Annotated in this window: 23 protein-coding genes and 1 pseudogene; 13 read left to right on the top strand and 11 right to left on the bottom strand. The window is 32.3% G+C overall.

Annotated features, from left to right (window positions below; translation table 11 throughout):
• Positions 1-72 precede the first annotated feature (72 nt).
• Together ACHRVL_RS10010 and ACHRVL_RS10005 are read right to left on the bottom strand one after the other, a co-directional pair.
• The gene (locus ACHRVL_RS10010) at positions 73-861 is read right to left on the bottom strand and encodes an anti-sigma factor domain-containing protein (protein ID WP_395412321.1); all 789 of its coding nucleotides are present in this window, start codon (positions 859-861) and stop codon (positions 73-75) included.
• Positions 861-1,391, bottom strand: a complete 531-nt coding sequence (locus tag ACHRVL_RS10005) for an RNA polymerase sigma factor (RefSeq protein ID WP_395412319.1) — start codon at positions 1,389-1,391, stop codon at positions 861-863. The genes ACHRVL_RS10010 and ACHRVL_RS10005 overlap by 1 nt, the downstream gene beginning before the upstream one ends.
• A gap of 831 nt (positions 1,392-2,222) precedes the next feature.
• On the opposite strand from ACHRVL_RS10005, the gene ACHRVL_RS10000 reads away from it, so the two are divergent.
• Positions 2,223-2,801 carry a glutathione peroxidase gene (locus ACHRVL_RS10000; RefSeq protein ID WP_395412317.1) on the top strand — a complete coding sequence of 193 codons (579 nt, stop codon included), beginning with the start codon at positions 2,223-2,225 and terminating at the stop codon, positions 2,799-2,801.
• Positions 2,802-2,918: 117 nt separating this feature from the next.
• Here the strand turns inward: ACHRVL_RS10000 and ACHRVL_RS09995 are convergent, their stop codons facing one another.
• The 4 genes from ACHRVL_RS09995 to ACHRVL_RS09980 all read right to left on the bottom strand — a co-directional run bounded on the left by ACHRVL_RS09995 (position 2,919) and on the right by ACHRVL_RS09980 (position 5,607).
• On the bottom strand, positions 2,919-3,683 hold the full coding sequence (locus ACHRVL_RS09995; protein WP_395412315.1) for an alpha/beta fold hydrolase: 765 nt from the start codon (positions 3,681-3,683) through the stop codon (positions 2,919-2,921).
• On the bottom strand, positions 3,664-3,831 hold the full coding sequence (locus tag ACHRVL_RS09990; RefSeq protein ID WP_395412313.1) for a hypothetical protein: 168 nt from the start codon (positions 3,829-3,831) through the stop codon (positions 3,664-3,666). The genes ACHRVL_RS09995 and ACHRVL_RS09990 overlap by 20 nt, the downstream gene beginning before the upstream one ends.
• A 7-nt stretch (positions 3,832-3,838) precedes the next feature.
• A complete protein-coding gene (locus ACHRVL_RS09985; RefSeq protein ID WP_395412311.1) occupies positions 3,839-4,336 on the bottom strand; it encodes a GNAT family N-acetyltransferase in 498 nt (165 codons plus the stop codon).
• Between the two features lie 95 nt (positions 4,337-4,431).
• Positions 4,432-5,607 (bottom strand): thioredoxin family protein, encoded by a 1,176-nt coding sequence (locus tag ACHRVL_RS09980; protein ID WP_395412309.1) that lies wholly within the window; start codon positions 5,605-5,607, stop codon positions 4,432-4,434.
• A 174-nt stretch (positions 5,608-5,781) separates the two neighbouring features.
• Here ACHRVL_RS09980 and menD point away from each other — a divergent pair, with 174 nt between their 5' ends.
• On the top strand, positions 5,782-7,443 hold the full coding sequence (gene menD / locus ACHRVL_RS09975) for a 2-succinyl-5-enolpyruvyl-6-hydroxy-3-cyclohexene-1-carboxylic-acid synthase (RefSeq protein WP_395413008.1): 1,662 nt from the start codon (positions 5,782-5,784) through the stop codon (positions 7,441-7,443).
• An 87-nt stretch (positions 7,444-7,530) separates the two neighbouring features.
• Positions 7,531-7,871 (top strand): annotated as a pseudogene (locus ACHRVL_RS09970) (DUF2853 family protein).
• A 46-nt stretch (positions 7,872-7,917) separates the two neighbouring features.
• Here ACHRVL_RS09970 and ACHRVL_RS09965 read toward each other — a convergent pair.
• Positions 7,918-9,267 (bottom strand): M20/M25/M40 family metallo-hydrolase, encoded by a 1,350-nt coding sequence (locus ACHRVL_RS09965; RefSeq protein ID WP_395412307.1) that lies wholly within the window; start codon positions 9,265-9,267, stop codon positions 7,918-7,920.
• A gap of 142 nt (positions 9,268-9,409) precedes the next feature.
• On the opposite strand from ACHRVL_RS09965, the gene ACHRVL_RS09960 reads away from it, so the two are divergent.
• From ACHRVL_RS09960 to ACHRVL_RS09925, 8 genes are all read left to right on the top strand, one after another.
• Positions 9,410-10,267: a S1 RNA-binding domain-containing protein gene (locus ACHRVL_RS09960; RefSeq protein ID WP_089055719.1), complete on the top strand. Its 858-nt coding sequence runs from the start codon at positions 9,410-9,412 to the stop codon at positions 10,265-10,267.
• Positions 10,268-11,070: 803 nt separating this feature from the next.
• The gene (locus ACHRVL_RS09955) at positions 11,071-11,904 is read left to right on the top strand and encodes a 1,4-dihydroxy-2-naphthoyl-CoA synthase (protein WP_017498510.1); all 834 of its coding nucleotides are present in this window, start codon (positions 11,071-11,073) and stop codon (positions 11,902-11,904) included.
• A gap of 94 nt (positions 11,905-11,998) precedes the next feature.
• Positions 11,999-12,961 carry a 1,4-dihydroxy-2-naphthoate octaprenyltransferase gene (gene menA, locus ACHRVL_RS09950; protein ID WP_395412304.1) on the top strand — a complete coding sequence of 321 codons (963 nt, stop codon included), beginning with the start codon at positions 11,999-12,001 and terminating at the stop codon, positions 12,959-12,961.
• A 30-nt stretch (positions 12,962-12,991) separates the two neighbouring features.
• Positions 12,992-13,669, top strand: coding sequence for a metal-dependent hydrolase (locus ACHRVL_RS09945; protein WP_395412302.1), 678 nt, complete (start codon positions 12,992-12,994; stop codon positions 13,667-13,669).
• 16 nt (positions 13,670-13,685) lie between these two features.
• On the top strand, positions 13,686-14,195 hold the full coding sequence (locus ACHRVL_RS09940; RefSeq protein ID WP_395412300.1) for a DUF2199 domain-containing protein: 510 nt from the start codon (positions 13,686-13,688) through the stop codon (positions 14,193-14,195).
• A 40-nt stretch (positions 14,196-14,235) separates the two neighbouring features.
• Positions 14,236-15,681, top strand: coding sequence for a S41 family peptidase (locus ACHRVL_RS09935; protein WP_395412299.1), 1,446 nt, complete (start codon positions 14,236-14,238; stop codon positions 15,679-15,681).
• Positions 15,682-15,697: 16 nt separating this feature from the next.
• Entirely contained in the window at positions 15,698-16,900 is a 1,203-nt protein-coding gene (locus tag ACHRVL_RS09930; RefSeq protein WP_395412297.1) for a tetratricopeptide repeat protein, read from the top strand.
• A 29-nt stretch (positions 16,901-16,929) separates the two neighbouring features.
• The gene (locus ACHRVL_RS09925) at positions 16,930-17,967 is read left to right on the top strand and encodes an o-succinylbenzoate synthase (RefSeq protein WP_395412295.1); all 1,038 of its coding nucleotides are present in this window, start codon (positions 16,930-16,932) and stop codon (positions 17,965-17,967) included.
• Between the two features lie 70 nt (positions 17,968-18,037).
• Here the strand turns inward: ACHRVL_RS09925 and ACHRVL_RS09920 are convergent, their stop codons facing one another.
• A complete protein-coding gene (locus ACHRVL_RS09920) occupies positions 18,038-18,589 on the bottom strand; it encodes a hypothetical protein (RefSeq protein WP_395412293.1) in 552 nt (183 codons plus the stop codon).
• Positions 18,590-18,608: 19 nt separating this feature from the next.
• Complete coding sequence (locus tag ACHRVL_RS09915) at positions 18,609-19,520, bottom strand: OmpA family protein (protein ID WP_395412291.1); 912 nt, start codon at positions 19,518-19,520, stop codon at positions 18,609-18,611.
• Between the two features lie 194 nt (positions 19,521-19,714).
• Here ACHRVL_RS09915 and ACHRVL_RS09910 point away from each other — a divergent pair, with 194 nt between their 5' ends.
• Both ACHRVL_RS09910 and ACHRVL_RS09905 read left to right on the top strand, forming a co-directional pair.
• Positions 19,715-20,191, top strand: a complete 477-nt coding sequence (locus ACHRVL_RS09910) for a CYTH domain-containing protein (RefSeq protein ID WP_089055711.1) — start codon at positions 19,715-19,717, stop codon at positions 20,189-20,191.
• Positions 20,192-20,194: 3 nt separating this feature from the next.
• The gene (locus ACHRVL_RS09905; RefSeq protein ID WP_395412289.1) at positions 20,195-21,163 is read left to right on the top strand and encodes a YpdA family putative bacillithiol disulfide reductase; all 969 of its coding nucleotides are present in this window, start codon (positions 20,195-20,197) and stop codon (positions 21,161-21,163) included.
• Positions 21,164-21,228: 65 nt separating this feature from the next.
• Here the strand turns inward: ACHRVL_RS09905 and ACHRVL_RS09900 are convergent, their stop codons facing one another.
• Complete coding sequence (locus ACHRVL_RS09900; RefSeq protein ID WP_395412287.1) at positions 21,229-22,797, bottom strand: YdiU family protein; 1,569 nt, start codon at positions 22,795-22,797, stop codon at positions 21,229-21,231.
• Between the two features lie 186 nt (positions 22,798-22,983).
• Positions 22,984-23,517 (bottom strand): peptide-methionine (S)-S-oxide reductase MsrA, encoded by a 534-nt coding sequence (gene msrA, locus ACHRVL_RS09895; protein ID WP_089055708.1) that lies wholly within the window; start codon positions 23,515-23,517, stop codon positions 22,984-22,986.
• Between the last annotated feature and the right edge of the window lie 87 nt (positions 23,518-23,604).

Raw genomic sequence — 23,604 nt, 5'->3', positions numbered from 1 at the left:
TAATTCATTTAAAATAATAAAAAACGCATATTACTATAATATGCGTTTTGAGTTTTTATGACAAGTTAAATTTTAAACTTTTCCTAAAGTATACAATTGTGTCATTGTTGGAGTTAAGCTTCCGCCGGCAGGCTCAAGAGTAATTCCAAAAGCTTCGGCTTCATTTGTACGATCAACAGCAAAGATTTTTTGTGAGTTTCCTTCAAAATCACTCAATAAACCAATACTGGTTGGTGTGAGTACCGGACTTAATTTTAATGCCCAAACCTGATACACCATTCCTTTAGGCGGTTCTGGCAATCCTGCAGCATCAATATAAGTCGTTTTAGTGTCTTTATTCCAGTACACTTTTGCAAAAGATGTTGGTGAAACAGCTTGACCTCCCAGTGTTACTCCTGTATTTTTAATATCTCTCACAATGGTTAAACTCTTGGTGATCTCTTTATTTTGCTCACCTAAAAAAGCATACTCTTTCTCGATTTTACTTTTCTCTGTTCCAACAGTAGTAATCGCTTCTTTTGTTTTTGTAAGTTCTAAAGTCTGATAACCAAAGCCTAACAATAACAATGCAGCAGCAGCCCAGCCCACATATTGTGTCCAGTTTGAAGCAGGTTTCATTTCGACTACTTTCCCGTGTTTAAGCTCTAAACGTGCTTTTATTTTTTCGAAATTAGCAACAGAGTGGAAAGGAGAGAAGCTTGAAGATAAAGCAACAATCGCTTTTTCTATCGAGATAATTTCCTTTTCAACTTCTGGGCTTTTTTTAGCCATTTCGGCTATTTCTAAATTCTCCGTTTCGGTTAATAAACCATAAACATAAAGTTCTAGAATTCCTGAGTCTATATATTCTTGTGCTTCCATTAGATTTTTAGATAATTACGTAAGTCGTTAATACAGTTTCTGTTTTGTGTTTTGATAGTCCCCAATGGCATTGCCAATTCTTCTGAAGCTTCTTGTTGGGTATATCCTTTAAAAAATAATAAATCAATGATTGCAATACATTTTGGTTTCAGTTTTTTGACAAATTCCTGAATACCAATGGTATCAATTTTATCAAGGAGTTTATTACTGTCGTCTAACAGATTTACGAAATTATCGGATGAAAGGTTTTTTTGACTGTTGTTAAAATTTTTTGATCGAAGTTGATCAACGGAGGTATTTCTGGCAATATTAAGAATCCAGGTGTAAAATCGACCTTTACTCTCGTTATAAGAATCAATGTTTTTCCAGATTTTCACAAAAACTTCTTGTAAAACATCTTCAGCTTCTTCTCGGTTTTTTATTAAAACATGTATGACCGAGTATAAACTTTTGGCGTACATATCGTACAAATGGGTAAAAGCTCTTTCGTCTTTTTTGTAAATTAAAACTAATAATTCTTCTTGACTCATAGATTTGATTTTAAAGTTTAAACAAAAAATTTGTGAACATTATTTATAACCTGAGATAAAGATAATTTATTTTTTCGTCAATTTTATATTTTTTTTAACAGTCTTAAACCTAGTAAAACAAGGGGATTGAAAAAAAATGCATTTTTTTTTCACTTTTTTAAAACCAAAAGTGAACCAATTACGTAAATGCTATTATAACATGTAAAAAATTTCAAGTCAAACAGCAGTCCTTTTTATTTTGAATTGATAGTAAGGCAATTAGAAATATTTTTTTAGCAGTCAAGATTCAAAAAAAATAATTTTTAAAGAGAAATAAACAGAAGGTAAATCTTATAAAATTGAACCTATGATAAACATAAATAGATTTAAAATATTAATCGTGGGTTTAACAACGGTTTTGGCTTTACAGAATTACAGCGAAAGTTATTTTAGAAAAGAAATTGAAAAAAATTGGAACAAAAAAACTAAAGAAATACAATAAAAAATAAGATAGTTGATGTCTTCGGACTTCCAATCAAAAATTATTAAAGCAAAAAAGTAATCACAAAAACAGTAAAGAAAACAATCAACATATAAACGCCATCGAAAGAAAATTTAGTGATTAAGATTGAAAAAATAATTTTTACATAACCGAAGCATCAACTATAATTTTAGAAAGATATAAAAGTATTTAAAAATAAATTCATGGTTTGATTTGTTTGTATGGGGGGAAGCCTAGCGTCTGATTAACGCTAGGCTTCAATTTTTTATTTAACGTATGTTTAATAAAAATAAAGACTTCAAAAATATACTGCAAAACAGATTTTGACTAATTTTATAAAAAATTAAACAATGAAAAATATAGCAATTTTAATTTGCAGCGCTTTATTTACGATAGCTCCGCAAATTCAGGCTCAAACGAGCCATAAACCTAAAAAAGATGTCATGACAAAAGAAAACATTTACCAATTTAAAGTAGAAGATTTATCAGGTGATACCTTCGATTTTGCGTCTTTAAAAGGCAAAAAAGTCATGATTGTAAACACAGCTTCAAAATGTGGATTAACACCGCAATACAGAGATCTTGAAGCAATCTACAAAGAATATAAAGATAAAGGATTTGTAATTGTAGGTTTTCCAGCAAACAACTTTGCTTCACAAGAACCTGGAACCAATAAAGAAATCGAAACGTTTTGCCAGCAAAATTATGGCGTAACTTTTCCGATGATGAATAAAGTTTCGGTAAAAGGAGATGATATGTGTGAAATTTATAAATTTCTGACTCAAAAATCTAAAAATGGTTTGCAGGACTCTGAGGTAGAATGGAATTTTCAAAAATATTTAATCAACGAAAAAGGAGAATTGGTAAAGGTTATTAAACCAAAAACACTTCCAACAGATCCTGAAATTATTAAATGGATTAAGAGTTAAAAACGCTCTGAATAAAAAAGCTCCAAATTTGAATTCTTCGAATTTGGAGCTTTTTTTTAAGGTACAAAGAGGCAAAGGTGCATAGGAGCAGAGTACTCTTTGTTTTTCCTTTAAAAATTATTGATTTAAGATACTTATGATTCGTTTTTCAATGGCAGGTTCAGAATCTGAATGACCTGCATTTTCAATATATAAAACGGATTTTTTTAAGTTACTGTGAATTTCCTGCGCAAACTCAACCGGGCAAATTGCATCATGTTCTCCATGTATTATAGTAATTGGAATATCTTCAATAATTCTTAGATTATCAACTATGTAATCATCTTCTAAGAAACAATTATTACTTATATAATGAGCCTCCATAATACTTAAAGACTGATAGGAAAATTGTTGAATAATGCCATCGATTTCATTTGCTTTAATTCCTTTTATAAAAATAGAAATTTCATAATAAGCCCATTCATAGCAATAAAAATCTCTATTTTCAAGAGTTCCGTTCAGCATCTGATCTAAATAATATTCTGAAATACTTAGTGAAGTGTCAACAGGAACATTTTTTTTAAACCTTTGCCATTCTGCGGGATATTGTTTGTTAAGAGCTCCTCCTAAAAAGTGGTGAATTGTTTTTTGATCTGCTAGAAAAACACCTCTTAGTAAAAGACTTTTTACTTTCTCGGGATTCTGAATTGCAAAAACAAGACTTAACGCTGTTCCCCATGAACCACCAAAAACGTTTATTTTTTCAATATTAAGATGAGACAAAAGGGCATTAATATCATTAACCAAATCTTGAGTCGTATTATCTTCTATACTCGCAAATGGTTTACTTTTTGAAGCTCCTCTCTGGTCAAAGAAAACAACTTTATGTTTTTTTAAAATCAAAAAAACGTTTGTCTTTTTCTGAAAAACCAGCACCTGGTCCTCCATGAACAAACAAATAGAGCTCTCCAGAACCACAAACCTCATAATAGATTTCATGTAAATTATTAACTTGAAGATATCCTTTTTGTATTGCAGGGTTTGAATTCATTTTAAAATTATTTCAAGATCAATTGCATAAAAACCAAATCAAGCCAGTGATCAAATTTATATCCAACTTCGCGAATTGTACCAGTTGACACAAAACCAAATTTTTCATGAAAAGCAATACTTCCTGCATTATCTGCGTCGATTGCACCAATCATTACATGAAAACCTTGTTCTTTCGCCAATCGAATAAGTTCTGTAAGCAATTTTGAACCTACTCCTTTTCCAATCACATTATCCACTACATATACAGAATGTTCAACAGTATATTGATAACCAATTTTCTCCCTAAACTGTCCATAACTTCCAAAACCAACAACTTCATTGTCTAACTCAGCCACGACAATTGGAAGGTTCTTAGTTTTCTTATCTTCAAACCATTTTGTTTGTACTTCAATAGTTTGAATATCGTAACTATAATTTGCCGTTGTATGCAGGATAGAATGATTTACAATTTCAAGAATTTTTTCTAAATCTTTTTTTATTGCAGGTCTAAGAATAAGTGCCATGTTTTGTTTGTTTTTTGAAAATTCAAATCACAAAAACTACTTTGTGATTCAAACGAAAGCAAACTCACGAAGCAAATTTGCATTTATTTTTTGATTTATTTAGAGTTTAATTCGGCCAGTAAAGTATCAACATCTTTGGTGCTCCAAGTCATTTCGGTACAAATTACTTTTGCATCTTTGGCATATTTCAGTGCTGTTTTTTTGTCTTTTATCTTATTGTAAAGTCTTGCGAGAAGTAAATTACCGTCATAAGAATCATTTAGTTCTATCGAATGTTTTACCCAAAAAATGCATTTTTTTAAACTTTCGACATCAGAAATATGTTTTAAATATGTTTGTCCTATATCTTTCAAAAAACTGGCATCATTCCAAACTAATTTTTGAGTATCTTCTAGCGTTACTTTTTTGTAAAACTGCCATTTTTCTGTACGTTCAGCCAGCGTTAAATCAAATTTAAACACGAGAGAATCTGTTTTTTGCAATCGAATCGATTTTGCAACTTCTCTTTGTTTATAGTAGTTCATAGTATCTAAATTATCCACTAAAGGTCGAAGTAATTCGTTTACAATACTTTCAACTTTACGATCAATACGTTTTTGAGAAGCAACAGCAGCAAATTCATTTTGATGTTTTAAAACGTACTGAAATTCTCTCGAATTAATATCTATAACACCATTTGCAATTATTCGCCAATTGGTCTCACTTACTAATTGTGCATCTGATTGTGTATTAAGATAAATGTGTGTTGGAATTGCTATCTCATTTCTATCTCTTCCTTTTTTCAAACTATTCAAATAAGCAAAATAGGCATTAGAATTGCTTGGATCGGCTAGAAACTGCTTTTCTAAATAAGGCAATTGCAATTTTGGATTTAAAGCATTTGCTGCTTCTGTTAAAAAATCGGCTGTTTTCATTTCGCCTTTTAAAGCATACAAAAGATTTTCATTTGAATCTAAAAATAGAAAAGCAGGAAGTGAAGTCGTTCTAAATTTATTTTTCAGCGCAGTTCCTTCTTCTTTATCCACATTTTTCCAAACACAGATATAATTTTTATTTAAAAAAGCCATCACATTTGGGTCACTAAAAACTTCTTTTTTCATTTTATTGCAATGCGGACACCAATCTGCAAAAAGCATCACAAACAGTGATTTATTTTGTGTTTTAGCACTTTCTAACGCTGTTTTATATGGCGTTTCATCAACAGTAAACTGATTTTGTGCTTGTATAGACTGAACTGAAATGAGAATAAAAAGTAAATATAAGAAGCGCATAAACGATCTGTTTTAATAAAAAATGTTCGATTTACAAATATATCCCCTTTTTCTAAAAAGGGGGCATAATATCTTGCTAATATAAGTTAAATCATGCATGAAGTTTGTAACTTTGTAATTGCAAAAGAAATTCTAAGCAATAGATTTTCTTTAAAAAGTAATACACTATTTAGAATGATTTACCCCAAAATAGAGCTTGCACAAAGCATTATCGAAATTTGTTCAGCAAAAGGAATTCACAATATTATAATTTCTCCGGGTTCACGAAACGCACCATTAACTATCGGATTTGCCCAAAACTCTAACTTCAAATGTTACAGCATTGCTGATGAGCGTTGTGCTGCTTTCTTCGCATTAGGAATTGCGCAGCAAACTAAAAAACCTACAGCAGTTATTTGTACCTCAGGTTCAGCATTGCTTAATTATTATCCAGCTGTTGCCGAAGCTTTTTACAGTCAGATTCCGTTGATCATAATCTCTGCAGACCGCCCGCAAAGCAAAATCGATATTGGTGATGGACAAACTATTCGCCAAGAAAATGTTTTTAAAAATCACTCTGTTTTTAATGCTAATTTAATAGCAGAAGCTTCTGTTGAAAATGATTTAAAAATAAACAAGGCTATAGAAACTGCAATTCTTCAAAAAGGACCAGTTCATATTAATGCTCCGTTTGAAGAACCTTTATATGAAACTGTTGAAACGCTTTCTGTACAACCAAAAATTACAAGTATAGAAGAAGAAGCAGATGTAAAAATCATCGAAAATGAAGCAGAGTTTGTTTCAATTTGGAATTCAGCAAAGCGAAAGTTAGTCCTTGTTGGAGTAAATGATGCCAATTCAATTGATACTAAAATTCTTGAGAATTTAGCCGCTGATCCTTCAGTTGTAGTTCTTACAGAAACTACTTCAAACCTGCATCATCCTAGTTTTATCAGCAGTATTGATACTTTAATTACTCCATTTGACGATTCTGATTTTCAGGCATTTCAACCAGATATTTTAGTGACTTTTGGCGGAATGATTGTATCTAAACGAATTAAAGGTTTTTTACGTAAGTACAAACCGCAAAATCATTGGCATATAGATACACTTCGAGCTTATGATACTTTTAGTGCTTTAACAAAACATTTTGTTATGAAGCCAAATGATTTCTTCAAATCTTTGCTGCCAAAAGCTGAGTTTACAATAAGTGACTATTCTTCTAGGATTACCGAAATCTATACTTTAAGAAAAGTCCGAAAACAAGAATATTTAGATAAAATTGCCTTTTCAGATTTTAAAGTTTTTGAAAAAGTTATTGAATCACTTCCTAAAAACAGTCAATTACAAATCAGTAACAGTTCTGCAATCCGATATGCACAATTAATTGATATTGATTCAAGTATCGAAGTATTCTGTAATCGCGGTACCAGTGGTATTGACGGAAGTACATCAACCGCAATTGGTGCAGCTGTTGGAAATACCAAACAAAATATATTTATTACAGGCGATATTAGTTTTTTATACGATAGTAACGCTTTATGGAACTCCTATATCCCTAAGAACTTTAAAATTATTCTGATTAATAATGGCGGCGGTGGAATATTTAGAATTTTACCGGGACATGAAGAAAAACCTGTGTTTAATACCTATTTTGAAACTTCACATCATCTAACTGCAGAACATTTAGCTGCGATGTATAAATGCAATTATTTCAAAGCTGACGATACAGCTTCATTAGAGCAGAATCTAGAATTGCTTTATAACGCAAATAACACTCCTGGAATATTAGAAATTTTCACGCCAACAATAGAGAACGATATTGTCTTAAAACAATATTTTAAGGAGTTGATTTAATATGTAAGTTAAATTTTATTAAAATTAATCTTTATATATGTTTTTTAGTTTAAATTTGGGCTTATTACCAATTTTAAAACTATAATTATGAGTAAAAGAGAAGAATTAATTGCAAAGTATGCAGCAGATTTAAAAGAAAAATGCGGAGTAACTCCGAACATGGATTTATTGACTAAAGTAACAATAGGCTGCGGTCCATCTATATATAATGATGATGCTTCTACTGTAGCAGGAAGCCAGCAGTCAGAATTAGATACTGTAAAAAATAACTTTTTAATCAAAAGTTAGGTTTACCTGATACAAAAGCGTTAGATGAAGCTATAAATACTGTCTTAGAAAAGTATGGTAAGTCTAACAAACATAAGTACAGAGTTGTTGTATATTACTTATTAACACTTCACTTTAAAAAAGAAAGTGTTTATAAATAGACCTAAAAAAGCGCCTTCATGGCGCTTTTTCTTTATATCATTTAATTTATTTAATTGGAATTGGAAAAACAGGCAAACTTGCATGTCCTAAAGCATCAACGGTTTGCACAGCAAAAAAGTAATTATCCTTAGAATAAGGAATTTCAGCTCGAGTATCTTTTACAAAAAAAGTTTTTTCCCAATGTGAAGAAGAAGTTTCTCGCATTAAAATTTGATAACCATACTGTTCTTTTCCTGCTGGTGCTGACCAAATTAAAGTTGATGAATTAGAAAGTTTTTTAACCTCAATTCCAACATTTTCTGGTGCTTTTGGTGATGAAGCAAGATTAGCTAAAGTTGCTAAATTCGAACAGGTATTTTTTCTTAAATAATCAAAATCCATAAATTCTGGTAAATCGCCATATTTAATATTGTTTTCGGTTCTTAAATCTTGGTGCTGATGATCAAAATTTTCATTCATTTCGCAAAAACGAACAGCAGTAAAACCATTTTGACTAAAAGGAGTATGATCACCACCGCGCAAAAAACGATCATTTCGGTATACTAATTTTACTTTCAGCTGATCTACATATTGTTCTGTAACAGTTTTAATATATCGAGCCAAAAGTCTTGACGGACTATCATTATCTCGGCTTACAGCTTTACGCATTTTTGCTTCTTCTTCAGTTTCTAAATACGGAATTGTTTCACTGAAAACACGAATTTGAGTATTGTCTCTTAAATTGGTACCGCTTGATAAGCTGTTGCCAATCATGTCATTATTAAGCATTGCAACTATATTCCAGTTTTGCTCTTTTGCTTTTTCGGCAAGATGTCGAGCTCCAATCAAACCCTGCTCTTCGCCAGTTACAGCAACAAATATTATAGTAGCAGGAAATGATCTTTTGCTCATTACTTTAGCAAGTTCAATAACTGCCGCAACACCAGAACCATCGTCATTTGCTCCAGGAGCATTTGCTTTTACATTCATAACATCAGTAACGCGTGAATCAAGATGCCCGCTGATAATCAATACACGATTGTCTGTAGGATCAGTTCCTTTTAAAGTCGCCATTACATTCCCAATCTTACTGTCTACGTTAATTCGCTTGCCGTCGGCTTTAACAGTAAAGTAATCAATTTCAGAAGTTAATCTTCCGTTGGATTCTAACGCAAATTTATCAAACTCAGATTTCACCCATTGCTGCGCAGCCCCAATCCCTTTTGTTTTGTTTTTTGCATCGCTCAAAGTGTGTCTAGTTCCAAATGAAACTAATTTATGAACGGTAGCTTCTAGATTTTCGGCCTTAATTTCGCCTATCATTTTTTTTATTTCCAAGTCTTCGAAAACTTGCGAAATTGAAGCCTGCGCGAAAAGAAGAAAGGCAAAAGCAGTATAAATAAGATTCTTTTTCATTGATTTGGGATTAATTACAAGTTTTCAAATGTAACCAAAAGCAGCAAACTACAATAAAATGGCAGCTTCTTTTTTTATCCCGCATATTTTTCGGATTACCATTTTCAAACTTCGTACATTTGCACCTTAGAACTTTATGAATATGATTGAAATAGGAAAATACAATACACTAACTATATTACGTGATACCAAAGTGGGACTTTTTTTAGGAAATCCTGAGAAAGATCCAGAAGGAATTCACGACATTTTATTACCCAACAAATATGTACCAAATGAATTCGAAATAGGCGAAGAACTAGTTGTCTTTGTTTATCTAGATCACGAACAACGACCAGTTGCAACTACACTTGAACCTTATATTTTATTAAATGAATTTGCGCTTTTAAGAGTAAATTACATTAATAATGTGGGCGCTTTTATGGATTGGGGAATGGAGAAAGACATTCTTGTTCCGTTTAAAGAACAAGCCCGTCCTATGGAAAAAGGAAAACGTTATCTGGTTTACCTTTATAAAGACGAAAAAACGAATCGTTTAGTAGCATCAAGTAAATTAAATCAATTTTTAAACAACGATCAGCTTACAGTTGAAAAAGGAGAAGAAGTTGATTTGATCGTTTCGCATATTACTGAATTAGGAATAAATGTAATTATCAATGAGCAGCACAAAGGTTTGTTGTACAAAGATGAAGTTTACGACGATTCAATAAGAACCGGTGACAGAATGCGCGGTTACATTAAAAATATTCGTCCTGACAATAAAATAGATGTTGCATTGCAAGTTCAAGGTTATCAAAGTATTGAACCAAATGCAGAGAAGATTTTAGATGAATTAAGAGCAAATAGAGGTTTTTTACGTTTAAACGATAATTCGCACCCTGAAGACATTAAAACGGTCTTAAAAATGAGTAAAAAAACTTTTAAGAAAGCAATTGGAGCTTTGTACAAAGAAAAACTTATCGAGATTAAGGAAGATGGTATTTATTTGGTAAAAGAAAATTAACATCTTTAAAATTACAATAAAAAAATTCCAAATTCCAATGGCATTGAATGCTCAATTGGAATTTGGAATTTCTATTTTTTGGAGTTTAAACAAACTTACTATAACAGGAAAGGCTGCTCATTACAAGCAGCCTTTCCCTTTTTATTCTCGTTTTAAAAAAAATTGTAATTAAAAAAAAACAGAAATAAAATAAATTCGAATCTGATCAAAAAATAACAGCTTTAAAAATTTTAGAAGCTACTTCTTGAAAAGGTATGTCTTTAAACAATCAATACATTCATCTTAAAAGCGAAACGTTAATTTCACGGCTAATCCATTGGTTTTAGAAAATAATTTATAGAAAGTTTTAGTTAGTATCTTTTCCTCTTTTCGTAATCAATTTCATACTAATTACTTAAACAATTCTAGTGTTTAACCTTAGGTGTTACTATCTTCTTTTCGAAGTCTTGACAAATGAATAAATCATTTGCTCATTATTCAAGGGTTTACTAATAAAAACCATAAAAAAATGAGCGACAAATTTTTTAAATTTTCTCAAAAAAATCATTTTTTAGGTTAATAAATCAGTGAAAGAAAATCAATCTTGTATCAACAAAATAAATCGTATCTCGTTGATTTCTAGGATGTAAAATTACTTATTATTTTTTACAACTAATGTTAAAAAATGTTATTTTTTGAGCAAAAAGCTTAATTGTTAACATTACGACAAATTGTTAACCGCTATATAAACCAAATTCAGTGGGTGAAAATCTAAAAAATGGCTTATTTTTACACTATAAATTTTTAAAATAAAACAAACAGAAATGGATTGGATTACTGCCAGAGAATTTGAAGATATAACTTATAAAAAATGTAACGGAGTTGCTAGAATTGCTTTTAACAGACCAAATGTTAGAAATGCATTCAGACCTAAAACAACTTCAGAATTATACCAAGCTTTTTACGATGCACAGGAAGATACTTCGATTGGAGTAGTATTGCTTTCTGCTGAAGGACCGTCGACAAAAGACGGAGTTTATTCATTTTGCAGCGGCGGTGATCAAAATGCACGCGGACATCAAGGTTATGTGGGTGAAGATGGTCAACACCGCTTAAACATTCTAGAAGTACAGCGCTTAATTCGTTTTATGCCAAAAGTAGTTATTGCAGTTGTTCCAGGCTGGGCAGTTGGCGGCGGGCATAGTTTACATGTGGTTTGCGACATGACTTTGGCTAGTAAAGAACATGCTATTTTTAAACAAACTGATGCTGATGTTACCAGTTTTGACGGCGGATACGGATCTGCTTATCTGGCTAAAATGGTTGGACAGAAAAAAGCCAGAGAAATTTTCTTTTTGGGAAGAAATTATTCTGCTCAAGAAGCGATGGACATGGGAATGGTTAATGCTGTAATTCCTCACGATGAACTTGAAGCTACAGCTTATGAATGGGCTCAGGAAATTCTTCAAAAATCTCCAACATCTATTAAAATGCTAAAATTTGCTATGAACTTAACGGATGACGGAATGGTAGGACAGCAGGTTTTTGCTGGAGAAGCAACTCGTTTAGCTTATATGACTGAAGAAGCAAAAGAGGGAAGAAATGCTTTCTTAGAAAAAAGAAAACCAAACTTTGGTGAAAATAAATGGCTGCCGTAAAGAAATTATAAAATAGTTTAAAGTTTCAGGTTTCAAGTTACGAACCTGAAACCTGAAACCTCAAACTTGAAACTAAAAATAAACAAAATAAATAATGAAACATTGGATTGAAGCGGCTAGACTGCGCACATTACCTTTATCAATTTCTGGAATTATAGTTGGAAGTATTTATGCACTTTCAAACCCAACAGAAACCATCAATACACCAACAGACGTTTTTAGCTGGAAAATCTTTGGTTTTGCTCTTTTAACCACCTTGGGTTTGCAGGTTTTATCCAATTTTGCAAATGATTACGGAGATGGTGTAAAAGGTACCGATAATGCTGATCGAGTAGGGCCGCAGCGTGCTATTCAGAGCGGCGTTATTACGCCTCAAGCCATGAAAAAGGCAATAATAATTACTTCTCTGTTAACTTTATTATCAGCCATTATCTTGATTTATTTTGCTTTTGGAGAATCAAATTTTGGTTATTCAATATTCTTTCTGCTTTTAGGTATTGCTGCAATTGTTTCCGCAATTCGTTATACAGTTGGTAATTCTGCTTACGGTTATAAAGGTTTTGGTGATGTATTTGTTTTTATCTTTTTTGGACTTGTAAGTACATTGGGTGTTAACTTTTTATATTCAAAAGAAGTTGATCCGCTTTTAATTCTTCCTGCAATTTCTATTGGATTATTAAGCGTAGGTGTTTTAAACCTGAATAATATGCGTGACGAAGAATCTGATCGAAAATCAGGGAAAAATACAATCGTAGTTCAAATTGGAGGAGCAAAAGCAAAAATCTATCATTTCTCATTGATTATTACAGCAATGATCTTAGTTGTAGTTTTTGCCTTTTTAAGCGATTATAACTTCGATCAATATTTGTTCTTATTAGCTTATATTCCTTTAACTAAACATTTAATTACGGTTTATAAAAATCAAAACCCTAAACTTTTAGATCCCGAATTAAAAAAACTAGCATTAAGTACATTTTTACTTTCTATATTATTAACAGTATGTATGATTTCATTGATTTCAGATATAATTGTTAATCTATTTTTAGGCGGAAGATAAAATCAAGTTCAACTATAAAACACTCATAAAATGAAAATCACTTTTTACGGACATGCTTCTTTAGGAATTGAAGTAGGAGGAAAGCACATTATTGTTGATCCATTTATTACAGGAAATCCGCAAGCTTCACACATTGATATCAACAGCTTAAAGGCAGATTATATTTTATTAACGCACGCTCACGGCGATCATGTTCTTGATGTTGAAAGCATTGCAAAACGAACTAACGCAGTCATTGTTTCAAATGCTGAGATTGCAGGTTACTATGCTAAAAATGGTCTTAATTCGCATCCGATGAATCATGGCGGAAGCTGGAATTTTGATTTTGGAAAAGTAAAATATGTCAATGCAATTCACTCAAGTTCTTTTCCTGATGGTACTTACGGAGGAAATCCTGGCGGATTTGTAATCGAAGGCGAACACAAAAACATTTACATTGCCGGCGATACAGCACTTACTTACGACATGAAATTGATTCCGCTGAGAACTAAACTTGATCTTGCTATTCTTCCAATCGGAAATAATTTTACAATGGATGTTGAAGATGCAATTATTGCTTCAGACTTTATTGAATGCGATAAAATTCTAGGCTATCATTTTGACACTTTTGGCTATATCGAAATTAATCACGAAGAATCAATTCGTAAATTCTTTGATAAAGGAAAAGATTTAATGCTTTTAGAAATTGGTGCCTCAATTGAGTTATAATAGCATTTGTTAAAATATGAGTGATATTAAATTTACATGTGATTGCTGTGGCGAAGAGCATGAAAGCTGGCCCGCAATAACTTATAATGCTCCAAACAGCTACAGTAACCTATCTTCTCAGGAAAAGGAAGATATTGCTGTAATTGATGAAGACTTTTGCGTTATAAAACATTCCGATCGAGTAGATCGATTTATTAGATGCGTTCTAGTTCAAAAAGTTAATGATCACTGTGAAGATTTAGAATATGGCTTCTGGGTTTCGTTAAGCGAAAAAAGTTTTGAAAACTACTTAGAAAACTTTGATGATCAAAAAGAAGAAAACCAGTATTTCGGCTGGCTTTCAAACTATATTCCGCAATATGAGTTCTCAAACAGCATTCCCACAACAGTGGTAACAAAAACTGGAAATGAAAGACCGGAAATATTTCCTCACGAAGATTTTGATCATCCTTTTGTAAAAGATTATTACGAAGGAATCACTAAAGCAGAAGCTGAAAAGAGAATAAACGCAATACTTAAAAAATAGGCTTGAAATTTGCATGAGATCTTTAACTAAATTTTCTAAAATGAATTTAAAAAAAATATTTTTGTTTACTTTATTTAGTGTTTCCTTTAATATCGCCGCACAAAAATGCAACTGCAAAGAAGAGTTTAATTGGCTTAAGAAAACTTTTGAAACCAATGACGCAGGTTTTCAGTATGTTATTGATAAAAAAGGAGAGAATGCCTATCAAAATCACAATAAACTATTTGCTGATAAAGTAAAAAAAATAAAAGAACTCAACGAATGTCGAAACGTACTTTTTGATTGGATGCTTTTTTTTAGACCATCACATTTATCTTTAACAGTAAATTCTAAAGCAATTATTAAAACAGGAAAGAAAACTGAAACTGAAAATAATTGGGAGAAAATTGAAATAACCGAAAGTGAATTAAAAGAAATTACTTCTAAAATAGAACATCCTACTTTTGAAGGAATATGGCTTTCACCGCCTTATACCATTGGTGTTGTAAAAAGAGAAAATCAATATATCGGATTTGTTTTAGAGGTAAAAAACAGCAAATGGAAACAATACCAGGTAAAGTTTAAAATTACCGAAAATCCAAATAAAACATACAATGCCGTTTTCTATATGGGCGATTACTCCGCTCAGAGATTCAGTAACGTAGAACTCATTGGAAATAATTTTTTAAAAATTGGATTTGTTGCTTTAAAAAGAAGCTTCCCCAATAATTTGAGTGACAGTCCAGAAATAACGGATTATATTGAATCATTTACTGCACAAAAACCTTTCTTAAAAGAAATTTCAAAGCAAACAGTACTACTGCGCATACCTTCATTCGATTATTCCAATAAAAAAAAGATTGACAGTCTTATAACTGCAAATCATAATCTTATAACCTCAAAAGACAATTTAATAATTGATGTACGAAATAACGGAGGAGGATCTGATGCCAGTTTTCAAAAAATTATCCCTTACTTATACACAAACCCAATTAGAAATGTAGGAGTTGAATACTGGTCAACAGTACAAAACAACAAAAGAATGCTGGATTTTATGGCTAATCCTGATTGGTCTGCAGAAGACAAAGAATGGGCTAAGAAGGGTTTTGATAAACTAAACGCTAATATTGGGAAATTTGTAAATCTTAACGAACAATTGGTAACAGAAACCAAATTAGATATGTTTTATAAGAACCCAAAGAATATCGCCATTATTATAAACGAAAATAATGCCAGTACAACAGAGCAATTTCTATTAGTTGCAAAACAAAGCAAAAAGGTTAAACTTTTTGGAAGAACTACTGAAGGTGTACTCGATATTTCTAATATGTATTTTGTTGAGTCTCCTTCTAACAATTTTAAACTGGGTTATTCATTAACCAAAAGTTTTAGAATTCCAGATATGCAAATTGACGGTAAAGGTATTCAGCCGGACTTTTACATTGACAAATACATCAATGATTATCAATGGATTAATTTCACAGAAGAAAGATTAAATGCTAACTAAGTTTAAAAGTGAGATCATGAATCTACGACCAATATTATCTCTTTTTTTAATGATTGTATCTTACAGCTCTTTTGCACAAAAAGACGGTTATTGGGATAAAGAACGAGCTACAACTAAAGAACTTATTGTTTCTGCGGGAGACAGAGTAACTTTTAAAATAGAAGATCTGCCTCTAGGCACTACCGAAATAGTTTACAGAATCACTCTTTTAGACGAAAACCAGCAAATGGCAAATAGTTTAGTTTCAGTACTAAAAGCAATTCCAGATCCGTATGGAATTGGTCAGGGATCTGCAGGAGCAGTTTTTTTGATGTCAAAAATTTCTGGAGATGATACTTGCACCTATGCCTTGTTTACTTCAAATGACGATGCAAAAAGGTATATTATAGACGGTAAAACAGATAAAGCTTGTTATGCACAAACAGAACCGTTAAGCAAAGATGCCAAACGTTTATCTGTTGATAAATCTTCTTGTTTGAATCAAAATTCAAATACAATTTGGTTTGCATTTCAGAGTAAAAACTGGTTTTTGAATCAAAAAGTAGTATTAGAAGTTGTTCCGTGGGTTAATACCGTTCTTAGTCGTGGTTGGGATAAAGACAATAAAAATGAAATTATCAGCTTATGTAAAACATCTACATTAGCACAAAAAATGGCCAATTCTGATGATTTTTGCGTTTGTATTCTAAATAAAATCATCAAACAATACCGCTATACTGAGTTTCAGAAGTTGTTAGCAGTCGAAAAAACCAAAGCATACAAAGATTTTGGAAGCGCTTGTTATAAAGATGAAGATATTTCTAAAAACGTTTACAGCGATTTAAGAAAGCAAGCTTCTTTATTGATAAAACAACAGAAATACAACGAAGCTATTCCTAAGTTAAATTCAATTATTAACGATGGAAAAGCTACTGCTTTAGATTACAGCTCTATTGGTTATTGTTTTATTTTAACTAAGCAATATGGAAAAGCGCTGAAATTTTTAAAAGAAGGTGAAAAACTTGATGATACTGAATTGTTAGTTAAACTAAATCTCGCTCATGTTTACTTAATAAGCGATGATTACAGCGAAGCCAAAGCAATTTACAAAAAATACCAAACTCAAAATGTAACAGATAGTGTAAGCTGGAAAGAAAAAACAAAACAAGATTTTACTGTTTTTCAGAAAGCTGGTTTGCCATCAAAGGATTTTGAGAAAGTTTTAAAACTTTATAATTAAAAACCTTTCCTTAATTTAAATTCAACATAGTGAAAGCTGCCTACCATAAATACATGCTCGAGTTTAAACGCCCGTCTGGGACATCTCGCGGCATTATGACTGAAAAAGAAACCTGGTTTATCGTTCTAGAAGATAATGGCAGAAAAGGAATAGGAGAATGCGGAATTCTTCGAGGTCTAAGCGCTGATGATCGTGATGATTATGAGGAAAAACTTAAATGGACTTGTGAAAATATTCATTTAGGAGAAACTGCACTTTGGGAAGCTTTGTTAGAGTTTCCTTCGATACAGTTTGGAGTAGAAATGGCTTTTTTATCATTAAAAAGTGAAAATCCTTATTTACTTTTTCCTTCAAATTTTACGTCGCATTCTGAATCAATACCTATAAACGGCTTAGTTTGGATGGGTGAAGCATCGTTTATGAAACAACAAATTGAAGAGAAATTAACGGATGGTTTTAATTGTATCAAACTTAAAATTGGCGCTATAGATTTTCAAAAAGAATTAGAATTACTTGAATTTATCCGAAGCCATTTTTCGGCAGAACAAATCGAAATTAGAGTTGATGCAAATGGTGCTTTTTCTTTAAATGAAGCTTTAGATAAACTTAACCAACTTAATACATTTCAGCTTCATAGCATTGAACAGCCTATAAAAAAAGGAAACAGCACTGCAATGGCTGATTTATGTAATGCGTCACCTTTTCCAATTGCTTTAGACGAAGAATTGATAGGCGTTTTTTCATTACAAGAAAAAGAAGAATTGCTGCAAAAAATTAAACCGCAATACATTATTTTAAAACCAAGTTTTGTCGGCGGTTTTAGAGGAACACAAGAATGGATCACTTTAGCCGAAAAGTATAATATCGGTTGGTGGATTACTTCTGCATTAGAAAGCAATATTGGTTTAAATGCAATTGCTCAATGGACTTTTCTTTTAAATTCTAAAATGCCGCAAGGATTAGGAACAGGAGCACTTTATACCAATAATTTTGATTGTCCGCTTGAAGTAAAACAAGGACAACTATGGTACAATATGAAAAAAAACTGGCTGGGAGCCAGTTTTTAAGGTTAAAAGCTGCAGAGGTTCAAAGGGACAAAGTGTAGAATCTCTGCAGCTTTGAACCTTTGCAACTTTTTTACTCTTTTCCTCCACGTAAATTATCCTGCCAGTCTTTCAATTCCTGCCATTTACCTTGATAGGCTAATAAAGCTTGTTTAGCCCAAGTACTTGGATTGTGAATGGCATAATTTTCTCCACCTGCATCCAGAATAGATTGTGATTTTTCTGTAGATGTTTCTGATAATTGATGCCAAGTTGATATTCCTGCTGCATGATATAAAGCTTCAATTTTTGGACCTATTCCTTCAACAACTTTCAAATCATTTTCTTTTATTTTTTTACCAAAAACTGTGGCTGCAAGACCTGCATCAAATGCGATTGAGGCAGCTGGAGACACAAACGACTGCGCCGTAGACGAAGTATTTTTTACTTTTGCCGCTAAATCTGCTTCTAATTCAGCTATTTTAGCATTTAAACTTTTAGTGTTTGCTTTACAGGCATCCAAATCGGCTTGTAAAGATGCAGCCAGCGAATCATCTCCTTTAGAATTCATTTTCCCTAGTAAGTAACCTAAAATTCCACAGATTAACCCCACTAAAATCGGTATTAAGATACATGGTATATTCATAATCGTATATTTTAATTAGTTATTTAATTGTAATTACAGTTCTTCTATTGTTTGCTTTTCCTTCTGCAGTAGTATTTTCTCCAATTGGTTCATCAGGACCTTTTGATTGTGTTTCAATTCGGGTAGTCTCAATACCATTTTTAACCAGATAGTTTTTAGAGAAATCAGCACGTTTTTGCCCAAGAACAATATTCGAATCACGATTCCCTACATTGTCGCTGTGTCCAACAACCAATACAACAGCTTCTTTAACATGATCCATGTATTTGGCAATATCTGCAACTTTTTGCTTCTCGTCAGCACTTAAATCTTCACTGGATTTATTCGTACTAAAATGAAGAACTAATGCATCGCCATTAATCTTATTCTTTAGAATAACCCACTCATCTGTCGATACCGTCGCAGTATCTGCGCTCTCAAAATTATACTCAACAGGACCAAGAAGCGTATCAGAACTCATTTTCCATTTATCGATAATTTTGCCCTTTGTATCAAAATTAGAAGCTGCTAATCCTTTAGAAACAAAATAGTTCTTAACTTCATTTGCTCTTGCTAAACCAAGATTCTCAAAAGTTGTGGTGTTCTTTTCATCAGATGTGGCGTAACCAGTAATCGTAATTTTTTGCTGTGGATTTTTAATTAAAAACCCTTTTAAATTTTCAATTCCTATAGCTACCGAATCATGAACAGGCATGATTACTGCAGCATTGTTTTTAAGGAACTTCAGATTACCGTGTGTGCGATAATCAATTCCGGAGCCGTTTAAAACAAAAGGAACAAAATTAGTGTCCTGAGCTACAACAACGCTTACTGTTTCAGTAGTAACGTCAGCTGTTTTCGTACAACAATTGCAACAGAATTTCAGGTATAAAAAAGTCCCCAAAATGATTGTTATTGCAATGCCCAATAGATAAAGTGCTTTTTTAGACATAGTAATGAAGTTAAGGTTTTATCAAATTTAGGAAAAATACAAACACGTAACCTACTAACAATCAATCAACATGGTTGCATATTCCACTTTTCTTAAATTTAATTACGGAACAAATAAAAAAGAGGTTTCTAAAATGTAAATTCTCAAACTTAATTTAATTAAGTAACTTTGAGTAAAATTAATTCAGAAACAAAATGCTCGAAATAGAAAGAAAGTTTCTTGTAAAATCAAATGATTTTAAAGAACAAGCTTTTACTCATAATAAAATTGCCCAAGGCTATTTAAGTTCGATTCCTGAAAGAACCGTAAGAGTTAGAATTAAAGGCGAAAAAGCCTTTTTGACCATTAAAGGAATTGGGCATCAAGGCGGTATGTCGCGTTTTGAATGGGAGAATGAAATTCCGCTAGATGAAGCAATAGAGCTTTTGAAATTATGCGAAAAAGGTAAAATAGAAAAAACACGTTACGAGGTAAAACTTGGAAATCATATTTTTGAAGTTGATGAATTTTATGGCGAAAATGAAGGCTTAATAATGGCCGAAGTGGAACTGAAATCTGAAACAGAAACTTTTGAAAAACCAGAATGGCTGGGGAAAGAGGTAACAGATGACAAAAGATATTACAATGCTTATTTAAGTAAACATCCTTTTAAAAGCTGGGAAAAAGAATAATTTATGACGAATCAATATGATGTAATTATTGTGGGAGGCGGGCCAATAGGACTTGCCTGTGCAATTGAAGCTCAAAAGAACAATTTAAAATATTTAATAATCGAAAAAGGCGCTATTGTAAACAGTATCTTCAATTATCCGTTGTACATGACCTTTTTCTCTACTGCCGAAAGGTTAGAAATTGGAGATATTCCGTTTAATTGTCTCGCTCCAAAGCCCGGCAGACAGGAAGCTTTAGAATATTATCGAAATATTCATCGTTATTTTAAATTCAATATCAATTTATTTGAAAAAGTTACCGAAGTCAAAAAAATAGAAAATTCGACTTTTGTAGTTTCTACTGATAAAAAGTTGTACAAAGCAAAGAATGTGATTATTGCTACTGGTTTTTATGATATTCCAATTCAAATGAATGTAATAGGAGAGGAATTGCCTAAAGTACGTCATTATTACAAAGAAGCCCACGAATATGCTTTTCGTAAAGTTTTAATTGTCGGCGCCAATAATTCATCTGTCGATGCCGCTTTAGAATGCTGGCGAAAAGGCGCTGATGTTACAATGGTGATTCGTAAAAACGAAATAAATAGCAGAGTAAAATATTGGGTAAAACCTGATATTGAAAACCGAATTGCTGAGGGCAGTATTAAGGCTTACTTTGAATCTAATATTACTAAAGTAAAAGATAACGAAGTCGAAATTGAAACTCCAAACGGAAAAGTTACGATTGAAAATGATTTTATTTTGGCTTTAACGGGCTATAAACCAGATTTAACTTTTTTAGAAAAAATAGGAATTGAGCTTTCAAATGATGAACTAAAGATTCCTATTTACAATGCAGAAACAATGGAAACAAATGTAAAAGGTTTATTTCTTGCTGGCGTTGTCTGCGGCGGAATGCAGACACACAAGTGGTTTATCGAGAACTCAAGAATCCATTCTAATATGATTATGAATTATATTGTTTCGAAATAGTTTTTTTTAGCCACGACCCAAGCGATAGCGAACAGGCGAAGCAAATTCGTGGCTAAAAATAAAACTTAAGAGCTGCAAGAAAGCATTGAACAACCAACTTTTGATCTTGCCCAATCCGGTCGTTTTGCAAACCATTTTTGATAATCAGGCTGCTCGTCGTACGGTTTTTGCAAAAGCGTGTAAAACTCATTTACCAACGAATAATCCTCTTTGTCTGCTGCATCAATAGCTAATTGCGCCATATAATTACGAAGCACATATTTTGGATTAACGGAGTTCATCTTTTGTGAACGCTCCTGATCTGATAAACTTTCAGCTTTTAATCTTTCTAGATATTCTGAAAACCATTTTTTCCAAGCTTCTAGAATTTCCCCAGAAACTTCTTCAATTTTATAAAACGAAAATTCAATTTTCTTTATCGCTTTTTCAACTGAATCTTCTTTTTCAACAGCACTCAAATTTCTAAAAAAGATAGTCATATCCGTTTCTGATAATTGCAAATTAGCTTCCAAATCATCAATTAGAGCATTATCAGTTTCACTTAAAGTAAACAAACCTAATTTACTTAAAAACATAATTTTATAATCTTTAACAAAATCATCCATAAATGATTCTAAGATTTTTTCCAATTGTTCTGTTTCGTTTATTAAAGGGTAAATTGCATTAGCCAATTGGTACAAATTCCACTGTGCAATTTGAGGCTGATTTCCAAATCTGTATCTTCTATATTGACTGTCGGTAGTGTTTGGTGTCCAGTTTGGATCGTAGTTTTCTAACCAGCCATATGGACCGTAATCGATCGTAATTCCATGAATCGACATATTATCTGTATTCATTACACCATGTACAAAACCCACGCGCTGCCAATGCAAAATCATTTCGCGAGTAGAATCAGCCACTTTTTTAAAGAATGCTAAATATTGTTCTTTTGGCTCACCTGTAATTTCAGGAAAATAATGTTTGATATTATACTCAACAAACTGTTTTAAATTCTTGAGTTCGTTTCTGGCTGTCAACATTTCAAAACTCCCGAAACGGATAAAAGACGGAGCAACTCGACAAACAATTGCGCCTTTTTCGTAAGCTGGATTTCCATTATACAAAACATCTCTCAATACTTGATCACCAGAAAGCATTAAAGAAAGCGATCGAGTAGTGGGCACGCCTAAATAATGCATGGCTTCAGCACATAAATACTCTCTAATAGAAGAACGCAAAACCGCCAAACCATCTGCGGTTCTCGAATAAGGTGTTTTTCCTGCTCCTTTTAATTGAAGCATAAAAAACTTATCGTTGTTTTCCACTTCTGTTAAATTAATAGCACGGCCGTCACCTAATTGACCTGCCCAATTTCCAAACTGATGTCCAGCATAACTCATTGCAAACGGACGTGTTCCTGATAGGATTTCTTTTCCTGAAAAAACATTCAAAAAAGTTTCAGAATGAATTTCGTCTTTTGAAATACCAACTAATTCTGCAACTTCTTCGGAAGCATGAATTAATTTTGGATTCGATGGTTTTGTTGGATCTACATATGAAAACACAGTATTCTTTACCTGACGCACTTCATTTATAGTTTCAGGATCTGCAGGCAATTCCGCAGTAAATCGATTATTTATTTTTAAATTTTTCATTTGAGTTTTTTATGTTTTGCCACTCCCGATAGCTCTATCGGGATGCACAGATTAAAAGGATTTCTCTTTTTATGTGTAAAAAATATTAAAACCTACATAGATTTAAAAAATCATTAAAATCTGTGTAGTCATAAATTGAAAAACAGTACAGAAGAAACCCTTTTAATCTGTGGCTGAAAAAAAATATCAGCCAATTAATTTATCAGCATACATTTTTTTAAGTTTTTGAACTTTTGGATCGATTACAAACTGACAATAGCCGGCTTCTTGATTGTTGTTGTAATAGTTTTGATGATAATCTTCGGCTTCATAAAAGACTTCGAAAGGCTTTAACTGCGTAACAATTGGATCTGCGTAAACAGACTGCACTTCTTGAAACACTTTTTCAGCAATTTCTTTTTGTTCCTCATCATGATACAAAACAATCGAACGATATTGGGTACCGCTGTCACCGCCTTGACGATTTAAAGTTGTTGGATCATGACTCGTCATAAACACAGTTATCAAATCATGATATGAAATTATGTCAGGATTAAAGGTTACCTGAATCACTTCTGCGTGACCAGTGCGTCCCGTGCAAACTTCACGATATGCTGGATTTTTTATAAAACCATCTGAATATCCTGATTTTATTGTTTCAACTCCTTTTAAACGCTGAATTACAGCTTCTACACACCAAAAACATCCACCACCAAAGGTGGCTGTTGACAAATTTTCCATAAATGTAAATAGTTTAAAGTTTACATGCCCTATTAATCCGATAGAATATTATGATAATTTATCTAAAAAATAGCTTTTTAACTAAAG

Origin of the sequence: Flavobacterium sp. FlaQc-28 (genome assembly GCF_044007415.1) — a bacterium.
Taxonomy (GTDB): Bacteria; Bacteroidota; Bacteroidia; order Flavobacteriales; family Flavobacteriaceae; genus Flavobacterium.
The sequence above is the reverse complement of the archived record's forward strand: the minus strand, read 5'-3'. Positions and strand labels throughout refer to the sequence as shown.

Bases quoted from the DNA above. Each gene is read 5' to 3' on its own strand.
- ACHRVL_RS09960 (WP_089055719.1), top strand. From the start codon at position 9,410: ATGATTGAAATAGGAAAATACAATACACTAACTATATTACGTGATACC.
- ACHRVL_RS09920 (WP_395412293.1), bottom strand. From the start codon at position 18,589: ATGAATATACCATGTATCTTAATACCGATTTTAGTGGGGTTAATCTGT.
- ACHRVL_RS09965 (WP_395412307.1), bottom strand. From the start codon at position 9,267: ATGAAAAAGAATCTTATTTATACTGCTTTTGCCTTTCTTCTTTTCGCG.
- menA (WP_395412304.1), top strand. From the start codon at position 11,999: ATGAAACATTGGATTGAAGCGGCTAGACTGCGCACATTACCTTTATCA.
- ACHRVL_RS09930 (WP_395412297.1), top strand. From the start codon at position 15,698: ATGAATCTACGACCAATATTATCTCTTTTTTTAATGATTGTATCTTAC.
- ACHRVL_RS09915 (WP_395412291.1), bottom strand. From the start codon at position 19,520: ATGTCTAAAAAAGCACTTTATCTATTGGGCATTGCAATAACAATCATT.
- ACHRVL_RS10000 (WP_395412317.1), top strand. From the start codon at position 2,223: ATGAAAAATATAGCAATTTTAATTTGCAGCGCTTTATTTACGATAGCT.
- ACHRVL_RS09900 (WP_395412287.1), bottom strand. From the start codon at position 22,797: ATGAAAAATTTAAAAATAAATAATCGATTTACTGCGGAATTGCCTGCA.
- ACHRVL_RS09980 (WP_395412309.1), bottom strand. From the start codon at position 5,607: ATGCGCTTCTTATATTTACTTTTTATTCTCATTTCAGTTCAGTCTATA.
- ACHRVL_RS09955 (WP_017498510.1), top strand. From the start codon at position 11,071: ATGGATTGGATTACTGCCAGAGAATTTGAAGATATAACTTATAAAAAA.
- ACHRVL_RS09990 (WP_395412313.1), bottom strand. From the start codon at position 3,831: ATGAATTCAAACCCTGCAATACAAAAAGGATATCTTCAAGTTAATAAT.
- ACHRVL_RS09945 (WP_395412302.1), top strand. From the start codon at position 12,992: ATGAAAATCACTTTTTACGGACATGCTTCTTTAGGAATTGAAGTAGGA.
- menD (WP_395413008.1), top strand. From the start codon at position 5,782: ATGATTTACCCCAAAATAGAGCTTGCACAAAGCATTATCGAAATTTGT.
- ACHRVL_RS09940 (WP_395412300.1), top strand. From the start codon at position 13,686: ATGAGTGATATTAAATTTACATGTGATTGCTGTGGCGAAGAGCATGAA.
- ACHRVL_RS09985 (WP_395412311.1), bottom strand. From the start codon at position 4,336: ATGGCACTTATTCTTAGACCTGCAATAAAAAAAGATTTAGAAAAAATT.
- msrA (WP_089055708.1), bottom strand. From the start codon at position 23,517: ATGGAAAATTTGTCAACAGCCACCTTTGGTGGTGGATGTTTTTGGTGT.
- ACHRVL_RS09910 (WP_089055711.1), top strand. From the start codon at position 19,715: ATGCTCGAAATAGAAAGAAAGTTTCTTGTAAAATCAAATGATTTTAAA.
- ACHRVL_RS09935 (WP_395412299.1), top strand. From the start codon at position 14,236: ATGAATTTAAAAAAAATATTTTTGTTTACTTTATTTAGTGTTTCCTTT.
- ACHRVL_RS10010 (WP_395412321.1), bottom strand. From the start codon at position 861: ATGGAAGCACAAGAATATATAGACTCAGGAATTCTAGAACTTTATGTT.
- ACHRVL_RS09905 (WP_395412289.1), top strand. From the start codon at position 20,195: ATGACGAATCAATATGATGTAATTATTGTGGGAGGCGGGCCAATAGGA.
- ACHRVL_RS10005 (WP_395412319.1), bottom strand. From the start codon at position 1,391: ATGAGTCAAGAAGAATTATTAGTTTTAATTTACAAAAAAGACGAAAGA.